General features: G+C 25.9%; 1 protein-coding gene. It reads left to right on the forward strand.

Annotated elements, in window-relative coordinates; all coding sequences use genetic code 11:
* Nucleotides 1-34: 34 nt before the first annotated feature.
* A partial coding sequence (locus HMPREF9071_RS11755) for a helix-turn-helix domain-containing protein (protein ID WP_009401655.1) occupies nucleotides 35-540 on the forward strand: 506 nt, incomplete at its 3' end.

Below are 540 nucleotides of genomic sequence, written 5' to 3' on the forward strand. Positions count from 1 at the left end.
TATCATTGATGATATTATATTTTAAAATATTCAGATGGTAAAAATTTATTATTTTATTTCAGCGTGTTTATTGTTGTTTTCTTGCAATAATAACAATACCCAAGTATCATCTTCTGATGATATTAGAGATACTATTTCCTCTATCAAAAGAGATACCATAGTAGAAAAAGATACAATTGCAACAATTCAAGTGCCTAAAGAAGAAACTGATGAAGCTACAAAAATGATTTTGGAATTTTATGATAAGTATATCAGGCAGCAAGATAAAATGCCTTGTCTTGATAAAAGGGAGTTTTGTGAAGAAGAATTGATAAGAATTAAGAAAAGATATTTATCAAGTAAATTAATAAAAAAAATAGAGCCCACTGAATATAGAGATATGGATTTTATTCTAAATGCCCAAGATATTTTCATAGAATGGTTGGACTCTATTAAGGTAAAGAAGATAAATTCAAAAAGATATAATGTGTATCTTTTTAACTTTTATGATAACAGATATGATAGCATACAATTAAAAGTTGCTAAAAAGAAAGACAGGTA

It is taken from the genome of Capnocytophaga sp. oral taxon 338 str. F0234 (assembly GCF_000192225.1).
Taxonomy (GTDB): domain Bacteria; phylum Bacteroidota; class Bacteroidia; order Flavobacteriales; family Flavobacteriaceae; genus Capnocytophaga.